Origin of the sequence: Geosporobacter ferrireducens (assembly GCF_001750685.1) — a bacterium.
In the GTDB taxonomy this organism is placed as follows: Bacteria; Bacillota; Clostridia; order Peptostreptococcales; family Thermotaleaceae; genus Geosporobacter; species Geosporobacter ferrireducens.
Map to the genome: position 1 here is coordinate 1,190,956 of NZ_CP017269.1, position 26,061 is coordinate 1,217,016.

Annotated in this window: 28 protein-coding genes; 1 reads left to right on the plus strand and 27 read right to left on the minus strand. The window is 36.8% G+C overall.

Features of this window, described 5'->3' with window-relative positions; translation table 11 throughout:
* Positions 1–5: 5 nt before the first annotated feature.
* From Gferi_RS06075 to lgt, 24 genes are all read right to left on the minus strand, one after another.
* The gene (locus Gferi_RS06075) at positions 6–1,001 is read right to left on the minus strand and encodes a radical SAM/SPASM domain-containing protein (protein WP_069974733.1); all 996 of its coding nucleotides are present in this window, start codon (positions 999–1,001) and stop codon (positions 6–8) included.
* Positions 998–2,161 (minus strand): radical SAM/SPASM domain-containing protein, encoded by a 1,164-nt coding sequence (locus Gferi_RS06080; RefSeq protein WP_069974734.1) that lies wholly within the window; start codon positions 2,159–2,161, stop codon positions 998–1,000. The genes Gferi_RS06075 and Gferi_RS06080 overlap by 4 nt, the downstream gene beginning before the upstream one ends.
* Before the next feature lie 369 nt (positions 2,162–2,530).
* Positions 2,531–4,369 carry a GTP-binding protein gene (locus tag Gferi_RS06085; RefSeq protein ID WP_069974735.1) on the minus strand — a complete coding sequence of 613 codons (1,839 nt, stop codon included), beginning with the start codon at positions 4,367–4,369 and terminating at the stop codon, positions 2,531–2,533.
* A gap of 65 nt (positions 4,370–4,434) precedes the next feature.
* Positions 4,435–5,316 carry a sulfate adenylyltransferase subunit CysD gene (gene cysD, locus Gferi_RS06090; RefSeq protein WP_069974736.1) on the minus strand — a complete coding sequence of 294 codons (882 nt, stop codon included), beginning with the start codon at positions 5,314–5,316 and terminating at the stop codon, positions 4,435–4,437.
* 14 nt (positions 5,317–5,330) lie between these two features.
* Positions 5,331–5,645: a 4Fe-4S dicluster domain-containing protein gene (locus tag Gferi_RS06095; protein WP_069974737.1), complete on the minus strand. Its 315-nt coding sequence runs from the start codon at positions 5,643–5,645 to the stop codon at positions 5,331–5,333.
* Positions 5,629–7,317, minus strand: a complete 1,689-nt coding sequence (locus Gferi_RS06100) for an adenylyl-sulfate reductase subunit alpha (protein ID WP_330389603.1) — start codon at positions 7,315–7,317, stop codon at positions 5,629–5,631. Before Gferi_RS06100 ends, Gferi_RS06095 begins: the two co-directional genes overlap by 17 nt.
* Before the next feature lie 44 nt (positions 7,318–7,361).
* A complete protein-coding gene (cysC, locus tag Gferi_RS06105) occupies positions 7,362–7,961 on the minus strand; it encodes an adenylyl-sulfate kinase (RefSeq protein ID WP_069974739.1) in 600 nt (199 codons plus the stop codon).
* An 11-nt stretch (positions 7,962–7,972) separates the two neighbouring features.
* Positions 7,973–9,403, minus strand: coding sequence for an SLC13 family permease (locus tag Gferi_RS06110; RefSeq protein ID WP_069974740.1), 1,431 nt, complete (start codon positions 9,401–9,403; stop codon positions 7,973–7,975).
* Between the two features lie 12 nt (positions 9,404–9,415).
* Positions 9,416–10,009: a hypothetical protein gene (locus tag Gferi_RS06115; RefSeq protein WP_156782333.1), complete on the minus strand. Its 594-nt coding sequence runs from the start codon at positions 10,007–10,009 to the stop codon at positions 9,416–9,418.
* 49 nt (positions 10,010–10,058) lie between these two features.
* The gene (locus Gferi_RS06120) at positions 10,059–11,291 is read right to left on the minus strand and encodes an O-acetylhomoserine aminocarboxypropyltransferase/cysteine synthase family protein (RefSeq protein WP_069974742.1); all 1,233 of its coding nucleotides are present in this window, start codon (positions 11,289–11,291) and stop codon (positions 10,059–10,061) included.
* Positions 11,270–11,416 (minus strand): hypothetical protein, encoded by a 147-nt coding sequence (locus Gferi_RS27995; protein ID WP_156782334.1) that lies wholly within the window; start codon positions 11,414–11,416, stop codon positions 11,270–11,272. The genes Gferi_RS06120 and Gferi_RS27995 overlap by 22 nt, the downstream gene beginning before the upstream one ends.
* A 14-nt stretch (positions 11,417–11,430) precedes the next feature.
* Complete coding sequence (locus Gferi_RS06125; RefSeq protein WP_069974743.1) at positions 11,431–13,725, minus strand: sulfurtransferase TusA family protein; 2,295 nt, start codon at positions 13,723–13,725, stop codon at positions 11,431–11,433.
* A 20-nt stretch (positions 13,726–13,745) separates the two neighbouring features.
* Positions 13,746–14,156 (minus strand): M67 family metallopeptidase, encoded by a 411-nt coding sequence (locus tag Gferi_RS06130; protein ID WP_330389604.1) that lies wholly within the window; start codon positions 14,154–14,156, stop codon positions 13,746–13,748.
* 27 nt (positions 14,157–14,183) lie between these two features.
* Complete coding sequence (locus tag Gferi_RS06135) at positions 14,184–14,993, minus strand: HesA/MoeB/ThiF family protein (protein ID WP_069974744.1); 810 nt, start codon at positions 14,991–14,993, stop codon at positions 14,184–14,186.
* Entirely contained in the window at positions 14,983–15,198 is a 216-nt protein-coding gene (gene thiS / locus Gferi_RS06140) for a sulfur carrier protein ThiS (protein ID WP_069974745.1), read from the minus strand. Before thiS ends, Gferi_RS06135 begins: the two co-directional genes overlap by 11 nt.
* 235 nt (positions 15,199–15,433) lie before the next feature.
* Entirely contained in the window at positions 15,434–15,811 is a 378-nt protein-coding gene (locus Gferi_RS06145; protein WP_069974746.1) for a hypothetical protein, read from the minus strand.
* Between the two features lie 14 nt (positions 15,812–15,825).
* A complete protein-coding gene (locus Gferi_RS28595; protein WP_069974747.1) occupies positions 15,826–16,251 on the minus strand; it encodes a zinc ribbon domain-containing protein in 426 nt (141 codons plus the stop codon).
* 281 nt (positions 16,252–16,532) lie between these two features.
* The gene (locus Gferi_RS06155; RefSeq protein ID WP_069974748.1) at positions 16,533–17,900 is read right to left on the minus strand and encodes a sigma-54-dependent transcriptional regulator; all 1,368 of its coding nucleotides are present in this window, start codon (positions 17,898–17,900) and stop codon (positions 16,533–16,535) included.
* Complete coding sequence (locus tag Gferi_RS06160) at positions 17,897–19,324, minus strand: ATP-binding protein (RefSeq protein ID WP_069974749.1); 1,428 nt, start codon at positions 19,322–19,324, stop codon at positions 17,897–17,899. The genes Gferi_RS06155 and Gferi_RS06160 overlap by 4 nt, the downstream gene beginning before the upstream one ends.
* The gene (locus tag Gferi_RS06165; RefSeq protein WP_069974750.1) at positions 19,321–19,584 is read right to left on the minus strand and encodes a zinc ribbon domain-containing protein; all 264 of its coding nucleotides are present in this window, start codon (positions 19,582–19,584) and stop codon (positions 19,321–19,323) included. The genes Gferi_RS06160 and Gferi_RS06165 overlap by 4 nt, the downstream gene beginning before the upstream one ends.
* Positions 19,581–19,925 carry a hypothetical protein gene (locus Gferi_RS06170; RefSeq protein WP_069974751.1) on the minus strand — a complete coding sequence of 115 codons (345 nt, stop codon included), beginning with the start codon at positions 19,923–19,925 and terminating at the stop codon, positions 19,581–19,583. Before Gferi_RS06170 ends, Gferi_RS06165 begins: the two co-directional genes overlap by 4 nt.
* A 289-nt stretch (positions 19,926–20,214) precedes the next feature.
* Positions 20,215–20,913 carry a zinc metallopeptidase gene (locus Gferi_RS06175; protein WP_069974752.1) on the minus strand — a complete coding sequence of 233 codons (699 nt, stop codon included), beginning with the start codon at positions 20,911–20,913 and terminating at the stop codon, positions 20,215–20,217.
* Positions 20,914–20,972: 59 nt separating this feature from the next.
* A complete protein-coding gene (locus Gferi_RS06180) occupies positions 20,973–21,257 on the minus strand; it encodes a hypothetical protein (RefSeq protein WP_069974753.1) in 285 nt (94 codons plus the stop codon).
* 13 nt (positions 21,258–21,270) lie between these two features.
* A complete protein-coding gene (lgt, locus tag Gferi_RS06185; protein WP_069974754.1) occupies positions 21,271–22,113 on the minus strand; it encodes a prolipoprotein diacylglyceryl transferase in 843 nt (280 codons plus the stop codon).
* A gap of 186 nt (positions 22,114–22,299) precedes the next feature.
* Here lgt and Gferi_RS06190 point away from each other — a divergent pair, with 186 nt between their 5' ends.
* Positions 22,300–22,686 carry a four-helix bundle copper-binding protein gene (locus Gferi_RS06190; RefSeq protein ID WP_207645799.1) on the plus strand — a complete coding sequence of 129 codons (387 nt, stop codon included), beginning with the start codon at positions 22,300–22,302 and terminating at the stop codon, positions 22,684–22,686.
* A 373-nt stretch (positions 22,687–23,059) separates the two neighbouring features.
* Here the strand turns inward: Gferi_RS06190 and Gferi_RS06195 are convergent, their stop codons facing one another.
* The 3 genes from Gferi_RS06195 to Gferi_RS06205 form a co-directional block, all read right to left on the minus strand.
* Positions 23,060–24,787 carry an urease accessory protein UreH domain-containing protein gene (locus Gferi_RS06195; RefSeq protein ID WP_069974755.1) on the minus strand — a complete coding sequence of 576 codons (1,728 nt, stop codon included), beginning with the start codon at positions 24,785–24,787 and terminating at the stop codon, positions 23,060–23,062.
* A 195-nt stretch (positions 24,788–24,982) separates the two neighbouring features.
* Positions 24,983–25,660: a hypothetical protein gene (locus Gferi_RS06200; protein ID WP_083273407.1), complete on the minus strand. Its 678-nt coding sequence runs from the start codon at positions 25,658–25,660 to the stop codon at positions 24,983–24,985.
* A 36-nt stretch (positions 25,661–25,696) separates the two neighbouring features.
* Positions 25,697–26,032 (minus strand): metal-sensing transcriptional repressor, encoded by a 336-nt coding sequence (locus Gferi_RS06205; RefSeq protein ID WP_069974756.1) that lies wholly within the window; start codon positions 26,030–26,032, stop codon positions 25,697–25,699.
* Positions 26,033–26,061 lie beyond the last annotated feature (29 nt).

Consider the following 26,061-nt stretch of genomic DNA (forward strand, 5'->3'; position numbering starts at 1 on the left):
TCTCCTTAATTACGCATAAAACAATAGTTAGAAACAGGATCTTCTGCTAAATAATCTCCTGTTTTTGTGTAAGCTCTTGCTCTACATCCTCCGCAAACTGAAAGATTTGCGCAGTTCCCGCATTTTCCTTTATAGTTATCAAAATTTCTTAAACTGTTAAATACCGTACTATCCTTCCAAAGCTGGTCGAAGGGTAACTCTTTCACACTTCCGGCTTTCACAGGCAAATAAGGACAAATGTGCACATCTCCATTTGGGAGAATACAACAGTACCCTATACCTGCAATACATCCTCTGGAAAACCTCATTTTCATTTCCCTATGTTTTGCAAAGGCCATAAATTGTGGTGCACAAGTAGGCTTTAATTCTATATCTGTTTCTAACTGCTTATCCAAAATTGAATTTATCAGCTGTATATACTCATTATTTTCTAAAGATACATGACTAATCTGTTCTCCTCTTCCGACTTCTACAAGAAAAAACGGATGATGGGATGTAGCACCTATCTTTCTAGCCAAGTCGGTTATATCTAGTATATAATCTTTATTTTCTTTTGTGATCGTTGTATTAATTTGTACTCTGATACCTGCCTGAATACAGTTATTCGCACCTTCCAGTGCTTTTTGAAAGCAACCTGCAGCGTTTCTAAATAAATCATGCTTTTCTTCACAAATGTGATCAATACTAATCGCTGCAGCCTCAATCCCTGAGTTTTTTAATTGCTTAGCAGTGTCTTGTGTAATTAAAGTTCCATTTGTCCCCATCACCGGCTTTAATCCCACTTGTTTAGCATAATGAGCAAGCTCAAATACATCCTTTCGCATGAGCGGTTCACCACCACTCAAAACTAAGATTTTAAATCCTGCTTCTGAAATTTCTTCGATAAGCTTCTTTCCTTCCTTAGTGCTCAATTCTCCGGTGAAATAGTCTGAGCTTGAATCACGATAACAATGATCACAATAAAGGTTGCAACGCTTTGTGATATTCCATGATATTATCAAATTTCATCATCCTCCAAATAACAAGCTGGATCTGCAGCCCAAGTATCTCCTAAGATATGATAGGCTCTTGCTCTTAGATTTCCATTGCAAATTTCAAACCATCTACAATCAGAACATTTCCCTTTGATTAACTTTTCTCTATTTCTAAGCTGAGTCAGGATCGCTTGATCATCATTCCATATATTTGAAAAGCTACTATCTCTTAGGCTTCCTAGCTTTAAAAATCGACTAAATTGATCAGGATAAACATTCCCCTGCCAATCTACATTTGCAATAGCCATACCGGATCTATTGCCTCTATTTCTCATTAACAGTTTTAATATACTTTCTGCTCTTTCCGGATTTTCTTTTTGAACCTTCTGATAAATGTATGGACCATCGGCATGATTGGCAACCGTTAAAATTTCTTTAATGCTGCTTTTTCCTTCAACTGTTTTTTTTGAATAGGCATAAAGGAAATCTATTGCCTCCTTGGTTTCTTTATAAGATAGCATTTGGTCTGTTATATCTTTCCCTCTTCCAGAAGGAACCAAATGGTAGAAGCATATTCTATTTACTTTCATTTCCTCTACTAAGGCAAAAACATTGGGAATCTCTTTATAGTTGTTTTTTTGCATTGTAAACCGAATGCCTACTTTCTGGCCTACATCATGGCAGTTCTCAATCGCTTTCACTGCACTGTCAAATGCCCCAGGCACGCCTCTAAAAAAATCATTGTTTTCTTTCGTTCCATCAATGCTAATTCCAACATAACCAATTCCCATTTTTTTTAATTTCATGGCGGTATCTTTATCAATTAAACTTCCGTTTGTTGAAAGACTTACGCGTATACCGCTTGTGGTTATATACGCTATAATATCAAATATATCTTCCCTCATAAGGGGTTCTCCGCCTGAGAGTAAGATAACGGGCACATTATTTTCTTTAAACTCGTCTATTATTCTTTTTATTTCATTTAATGTTAATACACTTTCATCCTCTTCACAGTTTGAGCTGGAATAGCAATGCTGGCAGCGAAAGTTGCATCGCTGGGTTATATTCCATGCTACCACTGGTCCGAAGTTTTTTCTCGTTCCAGATACTGTTTTATTGCAATCTCTTGAATAGCGTTCAGAGTCATCTTCTATATTTCCAGATAATATTTTCGTTATATCCAACATGTTCATTCTCCTATTCTATTGCCTAATCTTTACCATATTATATTCTTCTCACATTCCAACTTATTATAATATAAAGATGTGGAGATATTATGGAGGCTCCACTATAATCAGCCCCCTTTTTGAGGAGTTATCATTAAACCCAATGTAATAAAGCGCCCTTCATTACTAAGCACTTACAATGCAATGATTGTGCCAGCATAATCAAGCTTTAATTTAAGCCGAATGGTTCTTATATTAGATATCTAACTGTTAAATTTCAATCACTAACTGTAGCATATACAACAGAAGACCTAGGAACCCCCTAGGTCTTCTGTTGTATATTAATTTATATCCCAATAACGATTTCACTTATCATCGTTATTACAATACTTAGTAATTCAAAGGATCAAAAAGTACTTTAGCGTCTAGCAACATCTTTTTAACTTTTAAATATATCTCCTCTTTTATTTCATTTTCTTCTACATGTAGAGCAATTGGAAGATTGTGATCGTTTACAGCTCCAACCCATAACAGTTTTACATCACTTGAATCGATAACCGTATTGATGATATTCATATCACTCTCCTGTATATCATCCGCTGTAGCAATCAATATATCCCCTGCATCAAGCATTATATTCGATATTTCAGCAAATCTTCTAAAATGCGCTTCCCTATCCTCCATGGAATTTTCTTCCTTTATATCTGCGTCTATTCCATAGAGAACATTTCCGATGCCAAGATAATACACATTTCTTCCCTCTATAAAAAGCCCTCTTTCAATATATCTTGCAATATCCTTCTTACCTAACTCCTTCTTACCGGAAATCAGTATCATAATGGGTTTTTGTGCGTATCGAATCCCTCGTTCTTCCTTTGTAACAGCGCTTTCAATCCACTTTATGTTCCTTCTGTCTACTTTTTCTCTTAACCAGTCTTTTCCATCTTCTAAACTATCTACAACAATTCCTCCACCGGAAATCTCATAGTTATCTACAAGTACAAATCTTGAGGTTTCTGTTAGATTTTCGGCCCTGTCAAAGGCTATCTCTTTTTCCAGCTTAAAAATTACTTCCGCCACCTCATGTCTTTGTACATATTGCCGTGTTGTGGTCGATAAGGTAGATGCATCCAATACAGTTATAACCTCTTCAAGATCGGCTCTGACTCTTTGGGTACCTACTTTTATATAGTAACCTCTGTTGCTGCTCAAGTTCTCTTTTCCCAACCAGAATAGCTTTGTCTTTATTCTTGTGGACACTTCCGGTTTTCTTTCATCGATGATGCAGGCCAGTTCTCCTCTTGTAACATATATCTGTTCCTCAAGCGTAAAACCAGTGGCGCTTCCAGCTATATCCTCATTTATTCTTGAGGCATTAAAACGCTCAATGGACTTTACCTTAGATTTTTTCCCGCTAGGATAAAAAATCACCTCATTTCCTACCCTTATTTTTCCTGTATCAATCGTTCCAGCGATAATTCTTCGATCGTCTCCACCAGCTGTAAACTTATATATACTCTGTACAGGCATTCTAAATACTTGGTCTTTGACACCCTTTTGATTGTTCAGTAAATCTAATTTTTCTAGTACCGTATTTCCATTGTACCATGGCATTTTATTAGAAATTGAGGCAACATTATCTCCCATAAAACCGCTAATAGGAATGAACAAATCTGCTTCTACACCAATTTGTGAAAGAAAAGCCCTATACTCTTCTACTATTTGTTCGTATCTCCTCTGATTATAATCAATTAGATCCATTTTATTGACTAAAACCACAACCTGCTTGATACCCAACATCGATAAGAGATATCCATGCCTCTTGGAATTCTCCATGATACCTTCCTGTGCATCTATAACCAGCAGGGCAGCTTCGGCTCTGGCTGCACCCGTAACCATATTCTTTAAAAATTCAATATGTCCAGGCGCATCTATAATGATATATTTTCTTTTTTTAGTTTTAAAAAACACTCTGGCAGTATCTATGGTAATTCCCTGTGCCTGTTCATCTTTTAAGGCATCTAACAAAAAAGCATATTCAAAGGGCTTGGCATTTCGTCTACAGGTTTCTTTTACCTGCTCTAACTTTCCTTCTGGCAGTGAGTTGGTATCGGCTAAAAGCCGCCCAATGATCGTACTTTTCCCATGGTCTACGTGTCCAACGATAACGATATTCATGTTTTCATTTATTATTTTTGCAGATTCGCTTCTATTTTGATTGTTGTGCATGATCAATCCCATCCCTTTTTATTATGATAACGTGAGATCTCTTTCAAATATACTTTGAATTTTATTTACATATATCCATCTTTTCTTAGCTCTTCTAAACCTCCACCATCTTCTTTATCTTGAGCCCTTCCACTTCTCTCAGCAATATTAGAAAATTTGCCCGATCTTAGTTCTTCAACAATTTCTTCTACTGTACGAGCCGTCGATTCCACCGGTTGGGTACATGTCCAGCAGCCAAGAGATCTATATCGCTTACCCTCCCCTTTATCAAAATAAAGAGATACCATGGGTATATTTTCTCTTTGAATGTATTCCCAGAGATCTAATTCCGTCCAATCCAGAAGAGGATGTATGCGCACATGAGTGCCTGGTGCAAAGTCTGTCTTATATTGGTTCCAAAATTCGGGCGGTTGATCTCCAATATGCCAATCATTTTTGTGATCCCTAGGGGAAAAATATCGCTCCTTCGATCTCGATCCTTCCTCATCGGAGCGCACACCTACAATAACTCCTGTGAAAGGTCTCGGATTTTTTTCTATTTCGTATTCACCTATTTCATGATTTAATCTATATCTTGTTCCTGTTGCGTTTAGAGTAGATTTTAGGGCTTCAGCTTTTAATAGTCTGCAGCACTCCAATCTGGAACAGTTTCCATTCGGAAAGGTCATTCTAGACTTTAAGGCTTCTGTATTTTCTCCATAGATCATATCCAGCTTCCATTGTTTTGCATAGTTATCCCGATAGGCTATCATTTCAGGGATTTTATAATGGGTATCTATATGAATCAACGGAAATGGAACATGTCCGAAAAAAGTCTTTCTGGCGAGATGCAGTAAAACTGTACTGTCTTTACCAATAGACCAGAGCATTCCTAAGTCCTTAAAATTTGCATAGGCTTCTCTTAAAATATGAATAGATTTATTTTCTAGCTTAGTCAGATGATCCATTTTCATTCTCCCTCTTAGTATCGATTAGACTCTTTCTTATTAAGTTTTATAAGATGTTTTTTACCCTCCGGGCTTACAATATGCCAATCCAAGGTTTCTCCATGGTCCGATGTATACAGAAAGCCGCCCTTACCGCCAATATCTGCGCCTAAGTAATATTGGATTGCACCTGCTGCACACTCCTTTAGACAGGCCGTACATCCCCAACATGCTTGCGGATATTTTATAAAAGCCTTGCGCCTATCATCTTGATCGATAAGGCTGCCCGGACAGACATTGTAGCATTTGCTACAGGACATACACTTATCTTTGTTAATCTTTATGCTCATAAGCTTCGTCCCTCCTAACTAATTCCCTGAAAATAATTTCTACCCCTCCCTCTTTATAAACAGAGTTGACATACTGCATCCACTTTTCGTTATCTTTTTGTGGAAAATCAATATATTCTTGATAACATCTCCATCTTGTTTCTTTTCGAGCTTCCAAGTGCTTAATCAGTACTTTACACACATATAACCGATCGATGATTTCAAATATAGCTAATAATCCGTCCAAGCTGCTGGCCTTTAGGGTATTTGCTATGCCCAGAAGCTCTTCAATACGCTTTTCTGCAATGCCTAATTTTGTGGTGTTATACATATAAGCAGTGGATATACCGCCAGCATATTCGTCCATCATCTTTTGCATAGCCTCTTCCACTTCTTCAATGCTATATAAAGTTTCATTGTTATAAAAAAAATGAGAAAAATACGCAACTCTTTCACTTATCTCTTTCCTATCCAGTTTACGGATGTGCACATCTTCAATCGTATTCAAAGCTGATATTGCAGCAATTTCACCTTCAGCAAGACATCCTGTTACATATTTTTTAGGACTTCCACCCGCTACATCTCCTATGGCATAGAGATTTTTTAATGTAGTTTTTCTATCCCCATCTATCCAATAGCCACTTGCTGTATGACCTCCTACAATGTAGGGTTCTGTCCCCTCAATTTCAACATTCTCATGAGCTGGCCCCCTATTGTTTTCGAGCCATTTTAAGGTTTGAGCTGGTGCCATGTTTAAATAAGCCCTGTATAATTCCTTTTCCTGTTCAGGCGTTATTCCTTCTGTTTTCAAAAAACAAGGCCCATTTCCTTTTAAATTCTCCATAACGGTAGCGTACAGTCTCATATGCGTTGTAGGTTTTCCGTATTTTTCTACGTATGCTTCACCTTTGGCGTTCACTTGTACTGCTTCTATTCCTTGTGCGATTGTACCCGTAGGTGCTATGGTATCTTTACACCTTAACGCAATGAATCGCATCTCAAAGGAGGTCATTTCAGCCCCTGCCCGGATGCCCATTGCGTATCCAGCACCTGTATTAAAGGGACAATACCACATTTTATGTCTGGAAAAAGTGGTATTGTTAGGTCTATAAAGTCCGGAAGCACCACCCGTTGCACATATTGTCTTTTTAGCATATATTTCGTAAATAACATTTTCTTTTAGTGCAAAACCTATAGCACCGATTACATGGCCCTCTTGAAGTAGATAGTCCACAATATTTATGTGATTTAAAACGGTAACATTTTCTCTTTCCATAACTGCTTTGGCAAGAAGTGGCTTAATGTTTTCGCCGTTAATCTTAATGCTTCTTTTTCCTCTCTGCACATACGCACCCTTTTCATCCTTCAGAATAGGAAGCCCAAGTACTTCAAGATGCTTGGTTACTTCATTGAGCCGTTTTGCAATGCTATAAACTAAATCCTCACGAATAATACCCTCAGCATCCTTTTTTACATATTCCACAAAGGACTCCGCGGTCTCACCTTTACCAATGTACGCGTTTAACGCATTTACCCCTGCGGCTAAGCAGCCGCTTCTTTTTATATTAGCCTTATCCGCAATAACTACCTTTAGATTAGAATTATCAGTAATGGTGAGTGCGCTAAAGCATCCAGCTGTTCCTCCGCCGATAATAAGTATATCCATATCTATAGTTCTTACATCGAATTCCAAGACAATCACTCCTTTTTCAAAATGCATACCTTAGCGCGTAGTCCTCATCTAATAAATTTCTTTACCTCTAAGTAATGAATAATTTCATTTGCGCATGCATCCACACTTAAAGCATCTGTACGAATAATTATTTCAGGACTTGTAGGCTTTTCATATAGGGAATCTATACCTGTAAAATCTTTTATTTTCCCTGCTCTGGCTTTTTTATAAAGTCCCTTTGGATCTCTATCTTCACAAACCTCTAAAGGACAATCCACAAACACTTCTATAAACCGTTCTCCAAGAAGTTCTCTCACCTTATTCCTATCTTCACGAAATGGGGAAATGAAAGCAGTCAGCGTAATCAGGCCAGCATCTATGAAAAGCTTACTAACTTCAGCAATTCTTCTGATATTTTCCATTCGGTCAGCAACGTCAAAGCCCAAATCTCTATTTAAACCGTGTCGGATGTTATCGCCATCCAAAAGATAGGTTAATTTACGTTCTTCAAATAACCTTTTTTCCACAGCATTGGCTACTGTAGATTTACCTGAACCTGATAAACCGGTAAACCATAATACAGTACCTCTTTGCTTTAGAACAGCTTCACGATCTTCCCTTTTTATACTTGTATCATGCCAAAGAATATTTTTAATGTCACTCATGAATAAACCTCCTAATATACGCCAATTATACGCCAATAAGTTAAAGCAAAGACAGTAACAACGACTATCGAGATAATGTTCAAAACAAATCCGATTCGTAGGGTCTCACCGGATTTTATATAACCAGAAGAAAAGGCTATCGCATTAGGCGGTGAACTCATAGGAAACATAAAAGCCAATCCAGATGGTAAAGCTACTAAATATACGGCTAGACCTGGGGGAAAGCTAAGAGAAATTGCCGTTTTTATAACCACCGGCAGTAAAATTACAACAACTGCTGCGTTTGAAACTCCTTCTGTAAGAAATACACTTAATGAAAAAACGACCATCATAAATCCTAAAGTGGAAAATTTCATATTTGAAATGTAGTTTTGATTGATATATTCTAATAAACCAGTTTGCTCTAAAGCTTTGCCTAGCGCAATAGCCCCACCATACATAAAAATTGCGCCCCAATTAATCTCTTTCCTAGCATCTTCCCAGCTGATTACATTTAATACGAAAAACAGTGCTGCACTGATAAGTGCCACATTGGCTATACCAAAGCGGCTGCTTTCAAATATCCACATATAAATGGTGCCAGCCAATATAATAAGGGCTTTTATTTCTTTTAAATGAATTTTACTTATTCTTTCTCCACCCTCTGAAAATAAATCTTTCAATATTTCTATATCTCTTGTTGACACACTTACCTTCTTCTTAAGGTATATAGCAACCATTCCCATGATAAGATAGATGGGCGGAGCAACGGCCACCATCCATTCTAAAAATCCTATGCTCTGCCCTGTAGTCTCTTCCAATATCCCTATAGCAAGGGGATTTCTTGCCCCTCCTAGGAAGGTTACAACCCCCCCCAGAACACTCCCCCATGCCAATGAAAAAAACATATATTTTCCCAATATAGAATCACGTTTTAGCTCCAACCGCTTACTGATTGACATTAATATAGGAAAAAGCATGGCTGCCACAGCATGTTCCGGCATAATATGGGATAGAAAAGCTGATAAGAAAAAAATCGAAAGCACCAGTGTATGGGGTTTATTCCCAAATTTTGATAATATATAATAGGAAATTCTTTTATTGAGCCCGGAGGTTGTAATACCAGCGGATATAATAAAGGCACCTATGATAAAAAAGACGGCTTTATTTCCAAAAAAGGAGTACACCTTATCTTCTGCCAGTACATTAAATGTGGCTAAAAGCCCCATTACCATAAGACTTGTAATGGCAAGAGGGATTACATTGGTTATCCACAGAAAGTTGGCAAATAGAAAAATTACTAATGCCTGATAGGCTTGTATGGACATCCCTTCTGGAATATTTTTACTTGTAACAAATATAAAGAATAATACAAAGGAAAATAACAGTAAAATCGCATTCTTGTATTCTATTAAAAACAATGTAATTAATGGCCTTCTGTCTATATAGACTTTGTTATTCACGATTATGTCCTCCTAAAGTCCACTAGAGCTTAAGGACTCATCAACACTTTTGATCATAAGCTTTTGTCTTAAGTTTAGCGTTTCTAAAAGCATTTTCATTTTAATTTTGTCTGTCAAAGAGTATTCACTCTGACTCTGATCAAACAAGGGTATTGATTTTAATAGACCAGGAGAGAGTTTATTAAAATCTTCGTGGGTTTTTATAAACTCAATAAGCCTATCATCGTGCCTGGAAATTATAGGTACAATTTTTAGTGATAATAACTCCTCAATCATAGTCTCATCATTTCTTGAGCTTGCAAAAATCCATCCACGGGTAAATAGTTCTACAGCAAAGCTCATGATCTCGGCCTGCTCCCTTGTGTAGATATTTACGCTAATATCAAAATAAATTCCATGCACACCATATGAAAAATATTCCTCTATGCGTTGTTTATCGTTAGGTATATCCGATTTTAAAAGCAGAAAAATGTCAAAATACTTTTTTATCGTTTCTACAGTTTTTTTTCTGTCTGTGTGATCTACATCATATTGGAAGGATAAGAGTATATAATTAGCCTGGTACTTCGTAATTACATCTTCAGCAGAACTTAATATTGATTCCATGGGTGTCTTCCCATATATATTAATGGTGTGCATTATACGCTTCCTCCCACTATACTTTTTTAAGCGCCTGATCGATGTCTTCTAAAATATCTGTCAGTTCTTCTATTCCCACAGATATTCTTACTAAGTCCTCATAAACACCCATTTGTTCTTTTTCTTCATAAGTATTATGGATACAGATAGTAGAAGCCGGATGCACAATTAACGTTCGAGCATCACCTATATTTACTAAGTTCGAAATAAGTTTAAGATTATCGATGAAGTTAAAAGCATTTTCTTTGCTTCCTAATCTACATGTTAGGATTGCACTTGCTCCCTTTTTATAATACTTCTTAGCAATGTCATAATAACTTGAATGTTCTAGCAGCGGATAATTCACATGAAGAATTTTGTCATGTGTAAGCAGATACTCAGCCAGCCCAATAGCATTTTGACAGTGAGCTGTCATTCTCAATCCTAGGGATTCAATTCCCACTAGATTTAGAAAGCTGTTCATAGGCGACATTACCGCACCTATATCTTTTCCGATTTCATTTCGAAGTTTCGCTGTATATGCAAACTTGCCATAACGTTTCACATACTGCTGGAAACCTGTAAACTTATCGTCCCTATATTTCTTGCTTCCACCATCTACAACAATTCCTCCGATAGCACTTGAATTTCCATTGATATATTTAGATGTAGAGTGAATGACAATATCCGCTCCATATTCAATAGGTCTCATAAGATAAGGTGAAGTTATTGTTGAATCTACAGCAAAGATCACATTCTTTTTTTGACAGATCATTGATACAGTCTCAATATCTAAAACATCTAGCTTTGGATTACCAATAGTTTCAGCAAATACTACTTTTGTTCTGTCTGTGATTGCACTGTTTAATGTTTCCTCATCAAGCTTCCCTAAAAATTTTACATGAATACTATAGTCTTCTAGATGTTTGAAAAGATTATAGGTTCCTCCAAATATTCCTGAAGATGCAATCATCTCATCTCCAGGTTTTAAAATATTCATCATAGCAAGGTATATCGCAGACATCCCCGAGGATGTGGCTACAGCTGCCACACCGTCTTCAGCAGCTGCAATTCTTTTTTCAAAGGCTTCCACAGTAGGATTGCCGATACGACTATATACATAGCCCGTTTCCCTGCCTGCGAAAATATTTTCAAGTTCTTTTGCAGATTTATAGATAAAAGCATTTGAGTAATAAAGAGGTACGTTTGTCGCTCCTGTTTTGCTGTCTCCACTCCAATTACCATGAATTAATTTTGTTTGAAATTCCATCTTTTCACCTTCTTACTCCTCAAATCAAGTTTTAAATAGATATCTGCAGCATCACTTCCTGCCAGGTTATTTAATTTAATTGTAGGTATATTCCCCATCGTCTGAAGAATGTTATCGTAAAGCATACAGCATCTCCTCCCTACTTTTTCTTAACAACCAATAGATTATATCTCTCGAAGTTTTCATTGATTTCAACAATTTCATGGCCTTCTGCCTCAAGGCTATTAGGAACATTTTTTATAGGATGACCATCATCTAAATAAAAACCGATGGTCTCCTTAGACTGAATTTTGGATATTTCTATTTTGGCTTTTACAAAATTCATCGGACACTTTATCCCTTTCAAATCAACCACATGAAGAGATTTTTCTTTGTTATTCCCAGCAGCTTCTTTTATTTCTAGAGTTTCCTTTTCTTTGGGTAAGGTAATTTCAAGTTTTGAATTTAATGACTCATACATCTGACTTACCCTATCGATTAAATATTTTACATCTTCGTAATGGCTTTCTACACTATTCAAATCGCCAAGTTTGTAGTCCAGTAGATGATCTATGAGGACTTTTACATCTTCTTTTACATAACCTGTATCTATAAAATGCTGTACAAATTCTTTGAAAATTAATCTTTCCTTCGCAGTATCAATACCCTTTAATATAAGAAGTGCTCTTGTCGCCGAAACACTGGCTTCATAAAGCTTTGCAGATTTCTTCGTCTTTATGAAATCATTGATATGAGATTGGGCATTAGCGATATCTAACTTGATGACATCTAAGACTCCTGCACTACATTCTCCTGGTCCTCTGCCCTTCAGAGAAAATTTTTCATCTGCCCCAAAATCATAGTAAAGGTCAGGATTTTCAGATTCGGATTCTATAGTGGAAAACTGCTGAATAAGCTCCTTTACCTCTTCCAAGTTTCGGTCTACAAATTCTGTGAAATTTATTATTCTTTTCTTACTTTTTAAATAGGCTAATTGATAGAAGAACTCCGGTATCTTTTTGGCTGGAATTGACCCATATTCTGTACCTAAAACTGCTTTTCCTACCCCCACAGCACCTCCAAAAGATATTCCATACATAGGTACAAGTCCATCCACTGCTCTTTTCGCTTTCCCATAAAGTCCAATTTCACCTTTTTGATGCTGTCCGCAGGAGTTTGGACATCCTGATATAAATACTTTTGGAAGCTGAGCTTTTATATCTTCCTCTTCATCCTTAAATCTCTTTACAATGGCTGTTAGGAGATTTTGTGACAGTCCTAAGCCAAGCTTGCAAGTGGCAGCACCTGCACATGCAATAGAGTTGTCAATGTTAAAAGGTGTATTGAATTTTAGAATGATATCCAGCAGTTTTTCAGCGTCACTACCCTTTAAATCCCTAACAAAAAAACCCTGTGTATTGCTTAGACGGATTGAAGGTTCATATTCTAGTGCATCAATAAATTCAATCACTTTATCAAGATTCTCTACCGGAAGATTTCCATTTTGTGGATGAACATATATAGAATAGAATCCCTCTGCTTTTTGCTCCACTACTAAAGGATTTAAAACATTTACTTGTTTTCCTATCGATTTACTCGGAATTTCCTCATAAATTGAGACTTTTATATTTTTCTCAAGTTTTACCTTTTGCAAAATCTCTTGATACCTTGCTTTGAATCCTTCCTCACCTAATCTTTGCAGAATATATCGGATACGTGCCTTATTTTTATTCGTCCTATCGCCTTCCTCTTCAAATAGATCTTTCATAGCTTGCACATGATACAAAACTTCTGAAATTGGAATGAAATCTTCTAATTTTATAGATACATTTGGACTTCCACCCAGTCCTCCCGCACCATATACTTCAAAACCTTTCTTACCATTTAGTGTTTTAGCTATAAATCCCAAGTCTGCAATTGTTGCATTTCCAGTATCTTCTGGCGAACTTGAGAAGGCTATTTTGTATTTTCTAGGAAGATTAAATATTGTAGGATCCTTAAGGGAATATTCTGTTGCAGCAAGTGCATAGGATGTCACATCAAAAACATCATCCTTAGAAACTCCTGATAGTGGTGAGCATGCTATATTTCTTGCTGTATTCCCGCCAGTTCCCTTTGTAACGATTCCTACTTCTAAGAGGGCTTCCATAATTTCTACTGTATCTTCTATAGTGACCTTATGAAATTGAATGTCCTGTCTTGTTGTAAAGTGAATATATCCATGTGAATATGCTTTAGCTAATTCGCTGATTTTTTTTAATTGGCTTAACTGAATCACACCCGACGGAATTCTCGTGCGAATCATGTAAGTATCATTATCTCTTTGTTCATATATTCCCATTGAAACTCTATAGGGTTTGAATCTTTCTGGTTCTATGAGGCCCTTCTTTAGATCCTCTACTTTAGCTCTGTAATTTTTTTCTTCTTCTATGACCTGCTGAGGTATTTTTATCACGGCACTGCCTCCTTCATAAACTAGATAGGTAAACACACTAGCTTTTCTACTGATTTATTCTCTATTATTTTAAAAAAATTAAGTACAGGCTCCCCCTTCAGAGAGAGTATTCCGTAAATCATATTTGGATCATATGCCAATCGTTTGTCTTCTTCGGAGGGTCTAGAGGGTGTATATGGGTGGGAATGATAATTACCTACTAGCATATATCCCTCTGTCCTCATTTGCTTAAGGGTGGCAAACTGTTCCCTCGGATCCATAGAAAAATGCTCACTGCTTTGGTCTATATTCTTCAATAGATATATTTTTTCTATTGAAGTTTCATTTTCTGTTTTAACCCCTGCCAGCAGTCCGCAGCATTCCAGTGGAAATTCATTTCTTGCATGTTCTAGGATTTGGTTATAGTGTTCTTTTGATATTTTTACGATCATGAGAACTCACCCTTTCGAGGTATCTATTTAAAAGCCGCAAACAGGTCCTTTGTAATCTATCAGACTTTTTATAGCAGGTTCCTTACCACATATACCACACCTTGCATTATGTTTTATCCGTATTTTTCTAAATTCCATATGAATAGCATCATAGGTCAACAGATATCCGGCTAAGTTTTTTCCAAGTCCTACTATATATTTAATTGCTTCTGTAGCTTGAAGCGTACCGATCACACCACCCATAACACCCAATACACCCGCTTGGCTACAGGTAGGAACAGCACCTTCTGGTGGTGGCTCTTTAAAAATACACCGATAGCAAGGCGTGTTATTGTCTGGAATATAGGTCGTTAGCTGACCATTGAATCCTATAATTCCTGCATGGGAAAAGGGCTTTTTTCCAATAACACAGGCATCATTAATTAAGAATTTAGCAGCAAAGTTATCCGTGCCATCAATGACGAAGTCATATTCTTGATCTCTAATGATGTCCAATATGTTTGAGGCATTTACAAATGTGTCATAGGTAATTGTATTTACATCTGGGTTCATTTCATTGATCGTCTCTTTTCCAGATACCACCTTTAATTTGCCTACGTCTTTAGTTTGATGGATAATCTGTCTCTGCAGATTTGATAGCTCTACCTTATCACCATCTGCTAAGCCTATCGTACCGATTCCAGCTGCTGCCAAGAACATAGCTGCAGGTGCACCGAGACCTCCAGTTCCTATCACAAGGACTTTAGAATTCAATAGTTTTTGCTGACCTTCTGCACCAACCTCAGATAGAATTATATGTCTTGAATATCGCTCTATTTGCTGATCGTTAAAATCCAATAGAGCCACCTCCCATAAAATATAGAAGCTCTATTGTATCATTCTCTTTGACGATCGTGTTAGTGAAATCATCTCTATCAACAATTTCTCCATTCAATTCTATTGAGACCGTCTCTGGCATCTTTACATCCTGTATCTTCAGAATTTCTAATATATTCACTTCTTTTTCAAGTCTCTTCTCTTCTCCGTTAACAATAATTTTCATTTAAAGACCTCCTCAAATTAATTCCGACTTTTCTTATCTGTTTAGTTTGATTTATTTAATAGAATTTATCACCAATTCTAAACATTGTCAATGTAATTGAGAAAACTTTTTATAAAAAAAAAACAATACATATAGCAACAGAGAAAATATTTTTTGAATGTTATGGATAGACGCATAAACTATAGTCTACTCTTTTAAAAAAAGAAACCTGGAATATACCAGGTTTCAGTTACTGCTAGTGCATTTTCATACCGCCCATCATACCCATTCCTTTCATGCCCATGCCACCCTGCATGTTCATACCATTCATAGGCATCATGCCCATTCCATTCATATTGCCCTGCATATTCACGCTTCCTTGCATGTTCATGTCGTTCATAGGCATCATTGCCATACCATTCATGTTTATGTTTCCTTGCATATTCATGCCGTTCGTATTCATGTAGTACATATCATTATTCGACATCCTATTCATATTATAGCCATATCCCGTATGCATTCCGCCATAATAATAGTTCTTGTTAAATTCATTAATTCCCCACAGTATTCCAAAGCTGATGAGTATTCCTATAAGCGCAACTGCTGCAAGCTTAAGCCATGGATTTCTTTCCATAATCATTCCCTCCTTTATGCGTCCTTTGCTTCTTTTTCTTTTCCACAGTGTGGACATACCTTCCACTCAGCATTCAATTCTTTCCCGCAAATGCTGCAAGTTTCTTTGCTGATAAGGTTTCGGTTGCCTGAAAAACTGTTTTTGATAATCGCTACATCTTCTGATGTAAATAGATTGCTTTTAATCCAAAGGATAACCCCTGCTGCTAATGCTACAATAAATACGACAAACAGCACTTTAATCATAAGCATTAATAAATAAGCACTGGATCCTCCATAGCCATAACCTGTCCCCATGTACATATGACCACCTCCATAGTTCCCTCTAAACCCTACGCCAAATCCAAAGCCTGTACCATATAGTACGGCTTGTATAAGCCATAGTCCTAAAATCGCCAGCAATACAACCACAATCAGCTTTACAAAAGGATTTTTATTCATTTTTTCACCCCCTTTGGACTAATCTTTTACGACGATATACTATCGCAACAATCATGCCAACTGTAAAACTGCTGAAAAATTATTTGTTAATTTCATAATCATAAGTAAAATACTTTATTTCTGAGATTCACCAGTGCTTATATTCCGCTTATCTACAAAATAGATTTTGCTAACTAGTTTTTTATTAATGCTAAATTTATCGAGTGTTCAAATTTGCACACCCCTCTGTAGAAAAATCCACATATCCAATATAGTGCTAAAGAATAACAAAAAGCAGCTTATTAGCTGCTTTCGCCATTACTAAGATTAAATTTTTCTATCCTGTAGATTAATGCATGTCTGGATATGCCTAGTAGACGCGCTGCCTGTGTTTGGTTACCGCCAACCCGTTCCAATGCTTGCCGAACTAAACTTTTCTCCAGTTCTTCCAGTATAATGCCTTCTTCCGGGAGTATAAAAATATCCTGTTTATTTAAATATGCTCCTTTAACGACTTCCACAGACAGCAAAGCTGTAGTAATACATCCTCCCGATGACAGTATTACCATTCGTTCAATTATATTTTCAAGTTCTCTGATGTTACCCGGAAAGTCATAGTTCATAAGTATTTCCATAACATCTCTATTCAACTGAACATCTCCTTTATTCATTTCCTTTGCGTATTTATCGATAAAAAAGTCAATAAGCACAGGAATGTCTTCTTTTCTTTCTCTCAAAGGAGGGATCTGTATCGGTATAACCTTTAACCTATATAATAAATCTTCGCGAAAACTGCCTTCTTCAACCATTTTTTCCAGATTTCTATTGGTTGCGGCCACGATTCTCACATCTGCCTTGATGAGCTCAGTTCCTCCTACCCTTTCAAATTCCCTTTCCTGCAGAACCCTGAGAAGTTTAACCTGGAGCGCCATACTCAATTCCCCAATTTCGTCTAGAAATATTGTTCCTCCTTGAGCCCTATCGAATCGTCCCTGTTTCCTATTCATCGCACCTGTAAAAGCGCCTTTCTCATATCCAAACAATTCACTTTCTAAGAGGTTTTCCGGAATTGCGCCACAGTTAACCCGAATATAGGGCTTGTTTTTTCTGGAACTTTTATTGTGAATTGCACTGGCAATGAGCTCTTTTCCTGTTCCACTCTCCCCTGTAATGAGTACTGTTGCATTTGTATCTGCAATTTTTTCGACCAATTCAAAAATCTGATACATTCTTTTAGTGCTGCCGATTATCTTTTTATCAAAGGTCTCTGCAATGGTGTTCCGCAAATAGGTAATCTCTTGGTTTAATTCATTTAGATTGAGTGCTTTCTTTACTTTGATCATCAATTCTTCGATATCAAAGGGCTTAGAGACATAATCAATAGCCCCTAGCTTCATGGCTTCAACCGCCGCTTCCATATTACCATGAGCCGTTATCATAATCACAGGAGTTTTTTCATTAATCGTGCCAATTCTTCGTAGAACTTCCATTCCATCAATTTTAGGCATCCTATAATCTACGATTACCATATCCGGTTCTGTATCTAAAAATTGATGGAAGGCCTCTTCTCCATCTTTTGCTTCTATCACAGCAAGTCCGACTTCCTTTAAATTTTTGGCTAAAACCCATCGCATATTCTTTTCATCGTCTGCAATCAATATTTTCTTCATCGATTAGATCCTACCCCCTCTCCAGCAGGCAGCAATATTTCAAAAATGGTTCCTTGTCCTGCTTTGCTGGAAACATTTATGAGCCCATTATGGTCTTCGATGATTCTATGAACAATAGAAAGACCGAGGCCGGTCCCTTCATCTTTTGTAGTAAAAAAAGGATTAAATATTTTTTCTAAATGCTTTTCTTCAATACCCATGCCTGTATCCTCAAATCGGATTTTAATCCATTTGTTTTCAAGATTCTCAGTAGCAATTTTAAGAATACCGCCTCTTGCCATAGCATCTACCCCATTAAAGATTATATTCATGAAAGCTTGTTTCAACAATTCTTTATCAACCTTTATTTCTTGGGAATCAGCCATTCTGTTAAATACAATACTTACTTCATTCTGTACAATATATTTATTCATAATCATCAAAATGTCATCTATAACATTATTGATCATGCAATATTCCATTATATTCTTATTTGGTTTTGCAAACTTCATTAATGTAGTAACAATTTTATTTGCTCTTTCTACTTCCTCATCAATGATTTCTAACTCCTTCAAAGCTTCCTTATTATCTTGTATTTCGCTTTTCATTGTCTGTCCTACTGCTTTAATAATTGCCAGAGGATTTCTGATTTCATGAGCAACTCCAGTTGACAATTCACCTAGTGCCGCTAATTTGTCATTTCTTTGAATATGATACTGTAGCTTTTTCATTTCCGTTATATCATCAACAGTAATAACTGCTCCCTTGCTAATATCCTGAAAGGTTAAAGGAAATACACTAACCTTGATATTTAATTCTTTTTCTTCTTCTTTTTTAACAACAAATTCATTATTTTCGATTATATGATTCTGATGAATCGCTGTTTTTATTTTCTCCTTTATACGATCACAACAGATAAAAACTTCATGCAAATCCTTTCCCAAATAGTCTTCATTTATATTTAATACTTCCTTCGCTCCTTGATTTATAATTGTAATCAGCATATCATTATTCACAACAATCACACCTAATTTGATGCTTTCTATAATACCATTTGTATATTCTTCCAGTAATACATATTGTTTCAGTTGATTTTCCAGTTTCATAAGCCTGATATTTCGCTTTTCAACCAAGGTTCCTGTTATGATACCCACTACAAAGAAAAGTGTTATGTCAAGGAGTTCATTATATGTCTGACTGCCAATCCCTGTTGACAGCAAGATGTGTGGAGAATATATCAGTCCTGTTATAATGGGGGTGATAACACCACCTTTAAAACCATACTTGAAAGCTGCTAAAAGTATTGGAATGGTATATAAGAGTCTATAAAAATTATGAAATGGCTTTCCACTAAAATCGATTGCATAAAAATGAATGATACTTACAGCTGTCATGAGAATAAAGATGATAATTTCATAGGCAAACCTTCTGATAAATGACTTCATTCATTTATCCCCTTTTCAATTTCTTTTTCACAATAAGGACAGTATTTCCAAAAAACATCCACTTTTTCTCCACAATTTACACAACTCTTCTTTAGCGTTTCTTTACAAATTGGACAGACGTTAAATGTTTTCTCTACGGTATTTCCACAGTTAGGACATCTCTTGACCTTCTTTATTGAAAAAAAATCCATATTATTGTCTCTATAAATAAAGACATAGTATATTAGAATAGAAATTACTATTAAAAACAATAAAGTCATTTAACATCCCCCCGATTTCCTTTTAGGCTTGCTCCGCATATGGGACATATTTTCCATAAATCACTTTCAATTTCAAATCCACATCTTCTACATTTATTTACTGTACTTTGCGACTGAAGAAAATCAAATAGCAGCATTCCCGCGATGATTATCGCAATTAGCAATATATATCTAAAATCTACATAGTACTTATAGGTACTATTTATTCCCATTCTCCCATGCATACCCATACCCATTCTCCCTCCATATTGAAAATACAGCGGTGTGAATAGATAATTATAGATAAATATAATAACAAGAATGAATAATAGCGTAAACAATATCAACCTTCGCCCATTCATTAAAACGCCTCCTCTCATTTATCTTATAAGTAAATACTTCCATAATAATCCTAATCTCTATATATCTAAATTGTCCCTATTTAAATAGTATAAAAATCAAGCATAATATTCCACAATCAATTGCTCTCTTAGATAATTATCTTGCAATAATCATGCCAATTCAAATACTACATTTCAAATTTATAATTAAATGAGGAGATTAAACACATGTGCCCATATTTAGAATACCAATCATCATAAAAGCACCCCAATAAAGGGGTGCTGCTTTAAGGTGTTTATCTTTTTAACGCTAGTCATTTCTTCTGCCTAATAACCCTGAAATCATTAGCAATCTTAACAATTGAAGTACAGCCATTACTGTAGCAGCTACATAGGTCAGTGCAGCAGCATCCAATACTTTCTTGACAGGTTTTTCTTCCTCAAAACTAATATAATTCCCTGCAGTTAAGAGGTCTAGTGCCCTGCTGCTGGCGTTGTACTCTACGGGTAATGTAATCAGCTGGAATAGTACTGCAAACATAAACACTACAACCCCTAAGCCCGCAAGAGACTGGGAACCCATTAACAATCCAATAAACAATAATGGAAATGCAGCCTGAGAACCAATGCTCGCTAAAGGTACAATCATGTTTCTTAAGGATAGCAATGCATATCCTTCATCATGTTGTATAGCATGACCTACCTCATGAGCGGCGATTCCTAAGGCAGCTAGGGAGGTCCCGTGGTAAATTTTATAGGATAGTCTCAATACTTTACTTCTGGGATCATAATGATCTGTCATATGCCCGCCAACCAACTCTGTTTTCACATCATGCATCCCCTGTTTTCGCAAAATATCTGAAGCCAGTTGAGCGCCTGTCATTCCAAGCTTAGCCCCATGTTGAACATATTTATTAAAAGTACTTTGTACTTTATTCTGTGCATACATGGCCAAAAGAATCGCCGGTATAATTAAAATAAAGCTGGGATCATAAAAAAATGGAAACATGTCTTTTCCCCCTTCGAATCGGAAGTTTATAGAATAAAAAATATATTTAATTCATTTCACTATTCACGTTCTGCTTTATAATCATCCTCTTTACTGCCATGACAAGAGCCTCCATGTCCTGACTTTCGCATCATAAACATCATCCCTATGTGCATTAGGGGACAAAGTAAAAATGCAAAAGAAGACAACCTTCCTCCCCCTAAACCAAGCAGAGGCAATGCTGCAATCACCAGTATCGGCAGCATACAGCAAAGGATCATCATCAATCCATGTTTTAATCCCCCCTTGTGTCCTTCTTTATTACTTTCATGACAGCTTTGTTTTTTTTCATTTTGTTTTTCCATTATTCATTCCTCCTTAATATGATGTTCCGTGAATAAAATAATAAAACCAAATGCCTACTGCTGCAATCGCTGGTATGAGAATATATTCGCCATTTCTTACAGCTGCTGTTTCATTTGCTACATCGATTTGTAGGTTTTCCTGCTTCCTTTTAATAATCTTTCCTGCTATGAAAGCAATTGCGATAATACCGACACTGGTAAGATGTGCAATGGAAAACGGTCCAAAGATGATAGGATTTGTTCTGAAAAACTCTACAACAAACCTATTCATTGAAAATCCTACGATATATTTGATGAATAACTGTCCGTCATACTGGATTCTATCACGATTTCTCCAGAGATATCCAAAGAGGATCAAGTCCAGAAGCATTTCATACATCTGTGCTGGGTGCAGGATTTGATTGTTTATATTAATCCCCCATGGATAGATATTTTTCATTGGTATCCCAAATACATCGCATCCAATTCTACCGATTGCCTGTCCTAGTATAATCCCTGGAGCAAAGGTATCTGCAGCCCTCCAGAAAGGTATTTCCTTTTTCTTTGTATACCAATAACCAAACAAGGCTCCTCCGATTAGTGCACCCTGTATAGATAACCCACCTTGCTGAATCATCAGTATTTCCAACGGATTTCTCATATAATATTCAAAATTGAATGCAACAACATAATACAATCTGGCTCCAATGATGCCAGCAAATATCGTGTATAGCGCCAGATCCAGCATATGCTGCTGTTCTAGGCCTTTTCGCTTAGCCTCCCGTGTCATGATCCACAGTCCTGCCAGCATTCCTAACATAATGGTAATTCCAAAAAGATAGATCGTAAAGTGTCCAATGCTGAATATCGGTTTCAACAGCCTTCCCCCTTTCTTAATAGAATTATATGCAAATTGTATGCCAACTTTTTTAACCTTAAACATACCCCTTCCGTTATAGGGCGTGTACGAATATTTTAATATTTTTGTTAACAGAACACACTTCATATCTCTAAAGAATATATTGACTGTAAAATATAAATATTAATGAAAGGGGATTGTTTTATGTCCGACCATCCTGTGGACCATAAGCCCACGTACCCTGTTGATGTTACAAAGCCTCCGCATCATAAGCATCATCCAATAGTAGAGACCATTCAAAACTGTGAAGCCGTCTGTGAGCACATGACTACCCATTTGAAGCACAGATATGACATTCATTATCGTGTGAGACAACTGCAATTTTTAAGGGACTGTGCCGACATCTGTGGCCTAACCGCAAAGTTTATCGCAAGAAATAGCTGCTTTGCGAAACAGGCAGCTACTCTATGTGCTTATATTTGTGAGGTTTGCGGTGCAGAATGTGCAAGATTCCCGGATGCAGAGTCACAAAGCTGCGCTCAGATATGTATGCACTGCGCTAGAGAATGTCGTGCCTTTGTAATAATGTAGCTATAGAAGCGTGATTGAGAATCTTGATTTATCTATCCAAAGTCGTAGGGGCAGACCTGAGTGTCTGCCCACATCATTTCCGGAAGGACACGTAGATCCTCCCTTCCCAGAATTTAGAGGAAAAGTGAGGTTTAAAAAAAAGCTAGTGAAACACTCACTAGCTATAAATATATATTTTAAAGGGGGGAACCTTTAAAACATTATCAATCTATAATATAAGCAAAAATCATGCCAAGATTTATCATTAGCATTTATCACGATTCCTGAGTACATATGGCTATTTCATTGTACCATTTGATACACAATATATAGGATATCCTACAACTATTCACCGTATCTTGCCAAATTGTTCTTTTATATAGATACTTTCTTTTTAATGACAGCTTGCTCCTTCACCATCCGGTACCTCTATAATCGTGTCCTCTAATTTCTTCAGGTTTACGCGATTTAAATCATTCACAATCACGATTTTACCCACAAAATTGTCTGTCCCGGATGTAAAAGTCAGCTCACCCGGACTATTTGGCGTAAATTTTATTTCATTCTGCCCTTCTTTTAATGGTTGAACAAATCCTGCATCCGGTATGGTTACGATACTATTAAACCAATCTATCTCTTCTACATTGATCACCCAGCGGGTTGGGATTCCTTTTTGTACTACCAGGATATTAGGGCTATAGGATGAACCATCTACGTTCATTTCAATAATTTGCGTATTTCCATCGATTCTCGCTGCAGCGGCCTTATTTTCTATCTCCCATATTCCTTTGGAAGACCCCTGATTGTCTGAAATGCTGTTATCTATGTTATCAAGATTTTTTACAGCTGTAAGCCTTGTAGTAATCATTCCCATCCAACAGGTAATTCGGATAGGTCCTTCCTTCATAGGTGTAAATTCCATCACTGGATTCGCTGAGCTTAGGTCAGCCTCTATTCCATATTCAGGAATAATGATAGGATTATTACATCCATTAATGCTTTGTACATCTAACTTGATCTTCACAGGAATACCTACCTGGACCACTTGCACATCCGGTATGTATCCTCTATTGTTTACAATCAGATTCACAACTTGCCTTCCGTCTTCTACTACCACCTTTTTTGTTTCATTTTGAACGGTTTTTGATAACCCAAAATCTAATGCAACACCAGATAATGATAAGCCCCGATTAAGCATAACAATGCCTAAAACCATAACCAATGCAGCACTAATTTTCATCATGCTTCTGCTTAATCTGCCATTAATAATAGAAGTAACAGCTCCAAAGAGGAAAAGAAGCGGCACTGTACCTACGCTGAAAAAAAACATAGATAGTGCACCCTTTGTAATGCTTCCTGTTCCCAGAGCATATAACTGCATGGTTTGCAGTGGTCCACAGGGCATAAAACCATTAAAAAGTCCAACAATAAAAGGTCTTATCGGATTAGAAGTTCTAATTTTCTCAAGAGAAATCCCTGGAATTCTAAATCCCAATAAATTCGGCAAATGTAAAATATTCAGCATTTTAAGCCCTAACAAAATCATGAATACACCGGCTCCAATTGCGATCATTCCTTTAAATTGTCCTGAAGGAGTGATCACAGCACCCAATCCGCCTACAATTCCCCCGACAATCGTATAGGATACAACTCTTCCCACATTGTATAGTAATGAGGGCATAAATTTTCCCTTGCCTTCATCTGAATGGACGCTTTGAGACAATGCAATCCCACCGCACATCGCAATACAATGCACAGAAGTTAAAAGCCCCACCAGAAAAATCAAGCTGTAACTCATGCCTTCTGATACCTGAGGAATAAAATTGAAACCGATGGTGTTTTGTATGATATAAAAACCTCCAAATAAAAGAATTAATAGAAGCACAATACTTTTCACAGAATCCTTTGGTTTTTCTAAAACCTCATAGCCTTGTTTCTCAATAACTTCTATGAACCTTTCCCGAGAAATTCTGTTTTGATCAAATACAATTTCCACCTTCGTCCGCCGAAAGGAAGCCTTTACCTCATAAACACCATCCAATCCGGAAATCGCAGCCTCAATTCTCGTTTCACAACTTCCACAAGTCATTCCATCTAAATAAAACATAACTTTTTTTTCCATACTCCCACCCCTATTTTCACTTAATCAGTGCTTTCATATATAATCCTTTAGCATAAACAGCAAAAACCGTGCCAGAATATCATTTTATTCTGTACACGGCTTTATATCATTGTTAGAGACATATTTGCCTATTAAAATAGCTTTTTCGTTTGTTTCTGACTGTACTTTTTCATACTATCACTGTAGCATATGCTACTATTTTAAGTCAAAGGGTCTTAATAATTTATCTACTTCAAACTTTTTGCCATTTTCCATCATCTCAACCTTTGCAAATACCCATCCCTCTACTTGATCCGGATTTACACCTGCATCAATAAATGGCTGGGGATTTAGGACAAATACAATATCTTTATCGTTCTTCGTCATGTCTTTCGCCCACTCGAACATGTTCCCTTCACCTAATGCAATGCCATAGTGATCCAGGGCTTCATGATATCCAATAAGATCTCTCTTTGTTTCTACAATCTTCTTGAAAGCGTCTAGCGGAGTCGCTTCGCCGCTGTAATTAAATTTCTCTTCTCCCAATGCAAAATTCATCGCCAATCTGCCTGTTTCAGAATCATAAACATAGTTCTCAGGCAGTTTTGCCAAATCAAGGCCTGCACCGATAAAAGGCGCAGCATCAAATTCAATAATGCTGTCAGCTTCTGTAGCGCTGAAATCCTTGCTCCATTTGAATTCATCCCCTGCAGGTGATTCTAAGGTCCAACTATTTTTCTCCTCATCAAAGGTTACATTCGCTGATGCTGCCGTCAGCACCTCTTCAAAGGAGCTTACAGCTACCTTACCAACAACATCGGTTGATTGACATGCAGAAAATACAAAAGTCATACCTACTGTGGCAGCTAATAGTAATGTCTTTTTCATATTCATCCTTATTCCTCCAGTTAAATGATCATTTATATGGGTTTATTTCATCATTTTTTCAATGGTATATAAAAGCTCGTCTACTACTTCATTTTCCCCAGCTTGGATTCTGCTGATCAGACAGCTTTTCATATGATTTTCCAAGAGAAGCTTACTGACAGATTTCATTGCTGATTGAACGGCTGCTATTTGGATTAATACATCATCACAATAGATATCCTTTTCAATCATCCCTTTAATTCCTCGAACTTGCCCTTCAATCCGATTGAGTCGGGTGATCAGCGCTTGTTTCGTTTTTTCTGATCTGCTTGAAGTCCTTTGATGACAACCTTCTAAGCAGTTCTCATGCTCTTCTATATTCTGCTTTGGATCATCCATAGGGCTCCCTCCGTTCTACAAATTTCTAG